Source organism: Tumebacillus flagellatus, from assembly GCF_000714935.1.
GTDB lineage: Bacteria > Bacillota > Bacilli > Tumebacillales > Tumebacillaceae > Tumebacillus > Tumebacillus flagellatus.
The window spans coordinates 1-10,445 of the sequence record NZ_JMIR01000056.1 but is presented as its reverse complement, the minus strand read 5'-3'; the positions used below and the strand labels follow the sequence as shown (position 1 = coordinate 10,445).

Annotated in this window: 5 protein-coding genes; 3 read left to right on the top strand and 2 right to left on the bottom strand. The window is 58.1% G+C overall.

All coding sequences use genetic code 11. The features are described from left to right. Positions 1–119 precede the first annotated feature (119 nt). A complete protein-coding gene (locus tag EL26_RS22430) occupies positions 120–2,324 on the bottom strand; it encodes a TOMM precursor leader peptide-binding protein (RefSeq protein ID WP_052036716.1) in 2,205 nt (734 codons plus the stop codon). 161 nt (positions 2,325–2,485) lie between these two features. On the opposite strand from EL26_RS22430, the gene EL26_RS22425 reads away from it, so the two are divergent. Continuing rightward, the gene (locus EL26_RS22425) at positions 2,486–7,711 is read left to right on the top strand and encodes an AAA family ATPase (RefSeq protein ID WP_238546175.1); all 5,226 of its coding nucleotides are present in this window, start codon (positions 2,486–2,488) and stop codon (positions 7,709–7,711) included. Positions 7,712–7,745: 34 nt separating this feature from the next. Here the strand turns inward: EL26_RS22425 and EL26_RS22420 are convergent, their stop codons facing one another. Beyond that, positions 7,746–7,979 carry an NHLP leader peptide family RiPP precursor gene (locus tag EL26_RS22420; protein ID WP_052036715.1) on the bottom strand — a complete coding sequence of 78 codons (234 nt, stop codon included), beginning with the start codon at positions 7,977–7,979 and terminating at the stop codon, positions 7,746–7,748. Between the two features lie 201 nt (positions 7,980–8,180). On the opposite strand from EL26_RS22420, the gene EL26_RS22415 reads away from it, so the two are divergent. Next, positions 8,181–8,912, top strand: coding sequence for an ABC transporter ATP-binding protein (locus EL26_RS22415; RefSeq protein WP_038094572.1), 732 nt, complete (start codon positions 8,181–8,183; stop codon positions 8,910–8,912). Continuing rightward, entirely contained in the window at positions 8,909–10,096 is a 1,188-nt protein-coding gene (locus tag EL26_RS22410) for an ABC transporter permease (protein WP_038094570.1), read from the top strand. The genes EL26_RS22415 and EL26_RS22410 overlap by 4 nt, the downstream gene beginning before the upstream one ends. Positions 10,097–10,445: the final 349 nt, after the last annotated feature.

Below are 10,445 nucleotides of genomic sequence, written 5' to 3'. Positions count from 1 at the left end.
AGAGGCCTAACATGTCCGCCTGTCACGCGGAAGACCGCGGGTTCGAATCCCGTCAGCTCCGCCAGATTGCAAGAAACGAAAGACCCGATCCTGAACAGGATCGGGTCTTTTTGGTACATCTAGAAAAAGACCGGAATCGGATTCAACTCGCGCTCTTCCCGTGCGAGTTCACCCGCTGCTTCATACAACCGCCCCGGCGCAAACCGGTTCCAAAAATGGCGCAGTCCGGGGACGATCACTTTCACGACAGGAAGCCCGATATCCGGACGCGTCAAATGGAGGAGAAGCATCTCCAGCCCCGCCGATTCCACAAGTGATTGACAGTGCAACACCGCGTCGCGCAAGTCGGTCACCTCCACCTGTGCAAAATCGGCAGCTGTCTTTGCCGGAATCGTCTCATTCGGGAGCAAGTACGGCTGGTTTTCCACAGTCGCCGTGCGCCACCACCACCGCGTGATCTCGTCTTGATGTTCGCGATGAGCGAGCGCGGGGAGGAATTGGTTCATCTCCGTCAAAGCGCGCAGCAAAGCCGTTTCCGCGTTCAGATGGGCGCCGAACCCGCAGAGAATGTCTTCCGTCGCCCCGTCCACCCGGCGGCTGACAGCGACAACCGAAGGCACGCCCAAGTCATGCGTCAAATCGAGCACCCAAAACTCGCGCCCCAGCGACCGGTAGTAATCCCGCAACTGTGCCGCATACGGCAAGTCGAAACTCTCCACATCCACAGCCCCGCGCCTCAAGCAGTTGTACCACCAGATCGCCACGCTGTCCCGCTCCACCAATTCAAAAAAACCCTGCAAGATCGCTTCTTCCAACGTATTGCCCGCCGCGCACCCGTTCGAATCCGCATGACTGTACAACGCAGACGGATACCCGAAAAAACACGAAGACGTCGGCAAAAACTTCTCTCGTTGCTCCGTCAACGACCACACCGGCGTCCACTCGATCACCGCTTCCTCGTCAAACGGCAACGGAACCTGCCGCCCCGGCAATCGGTTCAGCGCATTCAACTCCTCGCGCCGCGCATACTGCTCATCACTGAACAACATCAGCGCGTTCGGATGCACCGCCAACCCGCCCATTTGTAAAAAACTCCCCTGCACGCGTGTCTCGTCGCCCTGATAACGCCCGGAGTAGCGCTCCAACGCTTCACAAAGCGCCCCGGCCTTCGCTTGCGCCTCTGTCGTGCCTTTGCCGCCGCAAAATGTGCGCAACCCGCGCCCCGCCGCCTGGTTAATGCCCGCGACGTAGTTGTGAACCAAGCGATCCTCGCTCGCGCCCGCCCGTTCCAAACCACGGACAACGCCCGTGATCGGGCTGGCGTGATGCGCAAATCGGCGCAGTGTTTCTTCTGGCGTCACCGTGCGGAACTCTCCGCGAGCAACCGGCTGTGAAGTCAACGCAAACGGAGCAGGCACCGTGGAGCCCGCGCCCCCGCAAACCGGACACTGAGGACGTCGTACCAACTTGTGCGTCTCCATCGCCATCTCGCGGGAGTCAAACGTCAGCACAGCGCCGTGCAACGCATGCCGTTCACCAAGCAACACCGCTTTTGCCGTTTCCCGAACCAGCATTTCCACGCCGAATCTCAACCCCGCCGAACGCCCTGCAAACCCCATACGCCGTTCGCCCCGCAGCCGCTGCTCCAAGCACTCCCAGCATCCGGTTTCGTGCGGGCGAAACACCGGCCCGAACCAAAGCATCGCTCCGTTCAACTTCGCCAACATCCACGGTCGTCCACCCGGAAGCGTCTTGCAGTTTACGTCCCGCAGTTCCTCCCGCAGATAATCATCGACGAGCACCACAAGAAAATCTGTGCCATCCACCAACTCCTCCAATCCCTCCAAATTTCCCAGAGCGCCGGATTCCCCAACCTTCTCGAACGGCCCGCGCACCACCGACATCCCCAACTCCGCCAGCCCGCTCGCCACCGCGGTCACTTCCGCTTCGTTGACAGCTCCAAGCCCGATGAGTGCCACTTTCGTTTTTTGCAAACGGGAACAGGCGGCCGGGACATCCTCAAGGAACCCGCTCAGGAAAAAAACAACCTCCTCCGGCGCCTCGACCGCCGCTTCCATCAAAACTCCCGCCCGCTCCAACATCAGCAGCGCATAGTGCACCTCCGCCGACGGCACCTCATCCCGCAGCGCTTGCACCAACTCGCTCTTGGTCAAAGCCAAAGCGCTCTCCCTGCACAAAAAAGGAAGCAAGCGCACATACACCCTCCCCTCCAACAGCTTCATCCCCGTCTCGGAAAGCAACGCGATCTGCTCGTCGCCCGTTTGTTCCGCTTGCACATGGTAGTTCCATATAGGTTTTTGCATCTCGACAACCCCTCCGCGATCCCGCTTGTCCGCAACATATACAATCGTAAGTATACATCAAGTAACGGAAATCATCATGACTAAAAGTTTACTGTAGATTATAATAAAGAGAGTGGTTTACTGATTTTCAAGCGGAGTTGGAGGGGACTTGTTTGTTAACTGTGGCCGATTACCAAGTCAAAGAGATTTTGCACCGGGAGAAAAACTTCATGCTTTGCCGGGCGCAGTCTCTAACGCAGCAAGGACTCGTCCTGATCAAAACGTTTCAGGCCGATTTCCCGGCACCCAAGGACGTCCTGCAGCTCAAACGCGAATACGAAATGACCCGACGGGCCGTTTCATCCGGCGTGCTGACTCCGCTCGCTCTGGAACCGCACCAGCACACGTGGTGGCTGTTCTTGGAAGATTGCGGCGGGCAGACGCTCCAACAGGTGATGGCGGAGGGACCGCTTCGTATTTCTGTATTTTTGGAACTCGCGGTTCGGATGACGGATGCCCTGTTGCATCTGCATCGCAAGAACATCATTCATAAAGACCTGCAACCCGCAAACTTTCTCGTCAACCGGGAGACGAAGGTCGTCAAACTGACCAATTTCGCATCGGCGTCGCTGTTGGCCGGCGAACGTCCCGAGTCGGCGCAACCCGCGTACACGCCAAGCGCTCTGCCGTACATGTCGCCGGAGCAGACCGGACGGCTGAACCGGCCGACCGATTATCGCTCCGACTTGTATTCGCTGGGCGTGATCTTCTACGAGATGCTGACGGGGGAAGTGCCGTTTCGCGCCGAGGACCCGGTGAACCTCATCTACCAACACCTCACCGCCGAAGCGGTACCGCCCGCTCAAGCAGCGGGTGTCCCGAAGACGATCTCCAACCTCGTTCTCAAATGCCTTGCCAAAACCGCCGAAAACCGCTACCAAAGCGCGTACGGCGTCAAACGCGATCTGGAAACCTGCCTCCGCCAACTGACGGAAACCGGCTGCATCGAAGACTTTCCCGTCGGCGAGGCGGATCGCTCCGAACATTTCCGCATCCCGGATGCGCTGTACGGACGCGAGACGGAGATGCGGGAGTTGTGCGAGTCGTTTGCGCGCGTGCGGCAGGGCGCAAATGAAAATTTGCTGTTGATCGGGGCGCCGGGACTTGGCAAATCGACGCTCGGGCAGGAATTCAAGCGCTTCGTCATGCAACAGCACGGGTTCTTTGCCAGCGGCAAGTTTGAAGCGCGCAAGCAAGAGCCGTACCAAGGCATCTTGCAGGCGTTGGAACAATTGGTGCATCACTTGCTCGCGGAAAGCGACGAGGGCATCGAGACATGGCGCGAGCGCATCCGACTCGCCGTCGGCGGGAACTTGCCGGTGCTGACGGAGATGCTGCCCGCGCTTCAACTGATCGTCGGTCCGCAACCGTCCGCGGCGAACGTGTCGGCGACGGAGGCGCACAACCGCTTTCGGTTGGCGCTGCAAAATTTCTTGAGCGTGTTTGCGTCAGGACAGCATCCGCTGGTGGTGTTTCTCGACGATTTGCAAGCAGCGGACCAAGCGACGTTGAAGCTGTTGTCCTTTCTGTTGACAGACCGCTCGCTGACTCATTTGATGTTCCTCGGCAGTTGTCGCGAGGACGAACTTCCGGACCGCTGGACGAACGTCGTGCACACGATGCGCGCCGAAGGGGTGGTTCGCGACCTGCCGCTGGCACCGCTGCAAATGGAGCACATCCGCCAATGGATGCAAGATACGCTGCGCTGCTCGGAGTCGCGGGCGGAACGGCTGGCTCGCGTCGTGATGGAGAAGGGCGGGGGCAACCCGCTTTTTATCAAGGAGTTTTTGCAGAGCTTGTACGCAGAAGGGCATCTGACCTTGGAAGAGACGACGGGCGAGTGGTGTTGGGACGAGCAAGACATTCGCCGGATGGAAGTGAACGCCACCCAAGTCGACCTGTTGCTTCATAAGATCCGCCAACTGCCGGAGAGCACGCAGCAGTTGGTCAAAGCGGCGGCTTGCCTCGGCGGGTCGTTCGATCTTCAATCTTTGCAAGTGGTGCTGGAGGGCAACCTGTCCGAAGTGGCGTCCGATCTGCTTTGGGCGCTGGAAGAGGGCATCCTGCACGCCAAAGGGTCGGCGGTTTATCCGTGGTTGCACGACATCTGCGCCGACGGGATGGAAGCAGCGGACGTCGAGCAACTCCAGATGTCGTTTGAGTTCTTGCATGACCGCGTGCAACAAGCGGCGTACGGGCTCTTGCACGAAAGCGAGCGCAAACGCGTCCATCAGCGGATGGGGCGTTGGCTTGCCGACCGCGACGACAGGCTGTTCGAGCGCGTCAACCATCTGAATGAAGCGATGGATTGGATTACGAACGCGGTGGAGCGCGAAGAACTGGCGCGGCTGAACCTCGAAGCGGGCCGCAGGTTGAAAGTTTCCACGGCGTATGAGGCCGCGTTGGATCATGTCGCTCGCGGGATGGAGTTGCTGACGGAGGCGTGTTGGGACGAGCAGTACGCATTGACGTTGGCGCTCTATCAGGAGCGGTTTGAGCTGGAGTATCAGTGCGGAGAAGCGGATCGGGCCGAGGTGTTTTTTGACGGAGTGGTCGCAAATGCGCGGTCTGCGTTGGAGAAATCGGCGGTCTACATCGACAAAGTGCGGCTCTACAACTATTCCGACCGCATGGAAGAAGCGCTGCGCACGGGGGTGGAAGGCTTGCGGGTGCTCGGGTACCACGAGAACTTGCACATGAGCCGCGCCGCCCGCAAGCGTTTTTATCAAAAGATCAGAGGGATTGTGCGCGAACAGACCCCGGCGAAGTTGATTCAGGCTCCGATGGCGACCGATCCGGTCGTGATTGCACAAGTGGAGATGATGAACATCCTCGGGTTTCCTTCGTACCACCTCGACCAAGATCTGTACCACGCGTTGCGCATCAAGATGATCGAAAGTTCCTTGGAGCATGGACTTACGGAAAAAACCGGTTCCGCCTACGTGGGATTCGGGGCGATGATTTTGACGGAACTTGGCGATTACGAAACCGCCGACACGCTGGGTCGGCTGGGGGTGGAGATGGAAAAAGCGGTGCTCGCCCGTCGAGGGGAGCGGGCCTACCGCAGTTTGCAATTCTACGCCAACGAGATTCAGCGCTGGAGCACGCACAACAACGCCTCGATCGAAGCGCTGTGGCACGGCGGCCAACTGTCCTTGGAAGCGGGGGAGTTGATGCGCGCCGTCTATTCGCTGGGCGACTGGGTGCAGCGCCGGGTGTACGGCGGGACGCCGTTGGAGGAAGTCAAACGCGATTTGCAAGGGCTGATGCAGACGTTTGAGCGCAGCCAGTCCGCGTGGGTGCTCTACATCATCCACATCACATTCGGCTTGATTCACAACTTGCAAGGCGTGACGGAAGGTATCGCCAACCTGTCGCACGAACACTTTGACGAAGATCAATATTGCACGGAGGTGCTGCCCGCGCAGGCGGCGCTCTGGCCGACTTGGTACTTCTATTGCAAAATTCTCTTGCTGTTTCTGGCGGATGAGCACCCTGCAATCCTCCAACTCATGCCGGACATCTCCGAAGAAGTGGTGCAGTCGGAGTCCGACTTTCCGTTTTTCTACGCGCTGACGATTGCCGCCGCCGCACCGAAGTCCGTTGTGCTTCAACAAAACATGAAGCTCTACCGCAAGCAGATGAAAAAGTTGGCGGCCGTCTGCCCGGAGAATTTCCTGCATCGGTCGCTGTTGATGGAAGCGGAGGCGAACCGCATCGCCGGGCGGGTGCGGGAAGCGATGGACGGCTATGACGAAGCGATCGCCGCCGCGTCGCAAAACGGCTGGCTCCATCATGCCGCCATCGCCAACGAACTCGCCGCCAAGTTCTACCTCGAACGGGGCAAGCCGCATCTCGCCGCGCCCTATCTGGAGGCTGCGCGGTACGGGTATCTGCGATGGGGCGCACCGGTCAAAGCGCGGCAATTGGAGCGAAAGTATCCGTCACTGTTGAAAAAGCACAGCGAACGGGCCGCTGCCGTGGAGAACCTCGATCTGATGTCGGTGCTCAAAGCGGCGCGCACGATCTCCGGCGAGATCGTGCTGGAACGGCTGTTGGAAAAACTGATCGAGATCGTCGTGGAGAACGCCGGTGCGCAAAAGGTTGTTTTTTTCATGCAAGCGGAGGAAGGGTTGCTGATCGTGGCACGCAAGCAGCCCGAGGAAGTTCGCGTGCAGATCCTGGAATCGGTGCCGTGGCAAGAAGCGCACGGGTTTTCTCCGATGGTGTTGCAGTATGCGATTCGCTCGAAAAGCGCGGTGGTGTTGCACGATGCGGCGCAAGACGATGTGTTCGCCAAGTGCGCCTACATCCGCGAGGTGCTACCGAAGTCGATTCTCTGCTTGCCGATTTTCAACCAAGGCCGAATGATCAGCGTGATCTACATGGAGAACAACTCGATGACGAACGGGTTTACCGAAGAGCGGTTGGAAGTGATGAACTTGCTGACGGCGCAGACCGCCGTCTCGATTCAGAACGCGGAGTTGTACCGCCGCCAAGTGTTGCTCGGGCAAGCGTACGGTCGCTTCGTGCCGCACCAATTCCTTCGCCTTTTGGGCAAAAAAAGCATCACCGACGTCCGTTGGGGCGATCACGTCGAACGGGACATGACGGTGATGTTTGCCGACATCCGGTCGTTTACGAGGCTGTCGGAGCAGATGTCGCCGGAGGAGAATTTTTTCTTCCTGAACGGGTTTTTGCGACGGATGGAACCGGTGGTCAAAGAGAACGGCGGGTTCGTCGACAAGTACATCGGGGATTCGATCATGGCGCTTTTTGACAAGGACGCCGACGACGCGCTGCGGGCGGGGATCGCGATGCTTTTCCAGTTGCGCATCTACAACGACCAGCGCATCAGCAACGGGCGAGAGGAAGTGCACATCGGCATCGGCGTGAACAGCGGACACTTGATGCTCGGCACGATCGGCGGGCATGAGCGAATGGATTCCACCGTGATCAGCGACGCCGTCAACGTCGCCGCCCGGATCGAAAAACTGACCAAGACGTACCGGGTGCCGCTGTTGATCACAGAACACACACGTTCGCGCTTGAAACATCCGGAGCGGTTTGCGATGCGGCCGGTCGATGTGGTGACGGTGCGGGGACGGGTGCATGAGTTGACGCTGTATGAGGTGTTTGATGCCGACGGGCAAGAGCGGTTTATGAAAAAACAGCGGTGGTTGCATTTGTATGAGCAGGGATACCGCGCGTATTGGAAGGGAGACCGGGCCGCGGCGCATGCGTTTTTTTCCGCGTATTTGGAAAGAGTGCCGGATGATTGGGTTGCTCAGATGTATGGGCACCGAAGTCTGTCGCCCGAACGCCAAAAGAGACTGCCTCCAGAGTAGGGGCAGTCTCTTTCCGTTGGGTTGCGTGAGTTGCTTAGCCGAAGCACAGTTTCGTGGTGTCCGGGCTGATGCCGCCGACCGCTTTGAGCGGCAACACGAAATGCTTCTCGGTATCGGTGTCTTCCACCACGTTGACGGTCGCACCGACCGGTACTTCGATGCCGTGTTCCGCCAACACGCCGTGCGGGTCTTGCTTCAAGCGTTCCTTAAAGCTCTCGTCCGCCCAAGCCTTTGCCACGACTTCGCCGTAGTTCGGATGGTTTTGCATCGTGTGTTTCCTCCAATCAATTTAAGATATGTAATAAGAAAAGGTTGCTTGAACTTAACAAGCCGATTGTAATCTATTATACAACAATTGATATAAAAGGGAACCTGGAATTTTTACTTCTGAAAAGCTTGACGATAACTGGGAATTCGGTATTCTGGGCTTAAGGAATTGTAGGAAGCTGGGAGAGCAGGAGGGAAACGGATGATTTTGTTGGATCGGGTTACCAAGACATTCAAGAACGTTCCGGCGGTGGAGGGCCTGAGTTTTGAAGTGGGCCGCGGAGAAGTCGTCGGGTTGCTGGGAGAGAACGGTGCCGGCAAAACCACGACGCTGCGCATGATCTCGACCATTTTACAGCCGTCAGAGGGGCGGATTGTCGTCGACGATCTGGACACGGCGCAGCGCGCGGAAGACGTGCGGCGACGGATCGGGATTCTGTTTGGCGGGGAGACGGGGCTGTATGAAAAGTTGACGGCCCGCGAGAACATCGCCTATTTTGGCAAGCTGTACGGGTTGGACGACCGCACGATTCGGACGCGGACGGAGGAATTGGCGAAGCGGTTTGACATGACAGAATTTCTCGATCGCAAAGTCGGCGGGTTCTCCAAAGGCATGCGGCAAAAAGTCGCCATCGCCCGCTCGGTGGTGCACGACCCGGCCGTGGTGTTGCTGGACGAGCCGACGTCGGGATTGGACATCACGGCGGCGAACATGTTCCGTCGCTTGGTGCAGGAGTTTCAAGCGGAGGGCAAGACCATCCTGTTCTCGTCGCACATCATGAGCGAGGTCGAGCGTCTGTGCGACCGCGCGGTGATTTTGCATCGGGGGAAGCTGGTTTTCAACGGAACGTTGGAGTCGCTGTTTGCCGCGCATGACAGCCGCGATTTGGACGCGATCTTCATGAATTTGATCGGAACGGGGGGTTCGCGATGAAGGGCGGCTGGTGGATCGTTTTTCGCAAGGAGTTCAAGGAGTTGGTGTCCGACCGCAAGATGTGGGTCGGTTCAATTTTGTTGCCGCTGTTGTTGATGCCGTGCTTGATGCTGCTGGTGGCGAAATTGCAAGCGGGAGCCGCGGAAGACGCGCAAAAAAACATCACCGTCGCGCTCGTGGGTCACAACGCCCGTGTGGAACAAACGCTCGCCGCGACGCCGAACGTGCAGATTCAACCCGAGCAAGACCCGATGGGTGCGCTCAAAAACGGCGATGTGCGCGCCGTGGTCACGATCGGCGAGCAATTTGATCAACAGCTGCAAGCGCAGAAGCCGGCGACGATCTCGATCGCCTACGACCCGTCGAACCAGAAATCGGACGTGGCGCACGGCGTGGTGCAAGGCGCGCTGCAAGCGCTCGGGCAAGAGATGGCGGCGGAGCGGCTGACGAAATTGAACGTGTCCCTCGATGCGGTGAAACCGCTCGATGTGAAGTCGGTCGATGCGTCGGATGAGAACCAAAAAGCGGGCAGCGCGCTGGGCTTTATCGTGCCGCTGTTGCTGGTGCTCTCCTGTGTGACCGGGGCGATGCCGATTGCGACCGATACGATGGCGGGAGAGAAGGAGCGCGGGACGCTGGAAGCGCTGTTGACCGCTCCTGTCCCTGCGCGTCAGGTGTTGACCGGGAAACTGCTCACCGTTTCAGCGATGTCGTTCATCTCGGCGCTGGTGTCCACGCTGGCGATGGTCGGGACGATGAAATACATGCCGAACATTACCGGGGATTCCGATTTGAAGTTTTCTCTTTCGTTTTTGTCGGCGGGCGATGTCGGGTTAATTCTCGGAGCGTTGTTTTTCTTGTGCATCATGTTCGGCGGGCTGATGCTTGGAATTTCTTCGCTTGCGAAGACGTATAAGGAAGCGCAGACGTATCTGGCGCCGTTTGTGATCGTGGCGATGGTGCCGGTGTACGCGACGATGATGCTGTCGGCGAAGGAGATTCCGGTGCAGTATTTCTGGTTGCCGGTGTTGAATGTCACGGCGTTGATGAAAGAAGTGCTGTACGGAGTGACGGACGGAACGCACGTGTTGATGGTGTTCGCCAGCTCCGTGGTGTTTGCGGTGATCGCCGTGTTGATCACGTCGAAGCTGTTCCGCCGCGAGTCTTTGATCGTAAAAGGCTAGTTCATGTATACAGGAAAAATGGCTCGATTCCGCGAGGGATCGAGCCTTTCTGTCAGCTGCGAGCGGAGATTTGTTCGAGTTTGTTTCGGAAGCGAAATTGAGTGTGAGGGACCGGGCATGTTAAGATAAGTCCTGTCGCCGCGAGAGACGCGGTACGAAAAGCTAGAAGAAGTTACCAGTTGACGCTTGAGAGATAGATGTGATATCTTAACGAAGTCGCCGCTTGGTGACTGATTGATCCTTGAAAACTAAACGAGTGATAGATGAAGATCGATTCGAGCCAGCAGCTCTTCGGAGCGCAAACTTTCATTGAGAGTTTGATCCTGGCTCAGGACGAACGCTGGCGGCG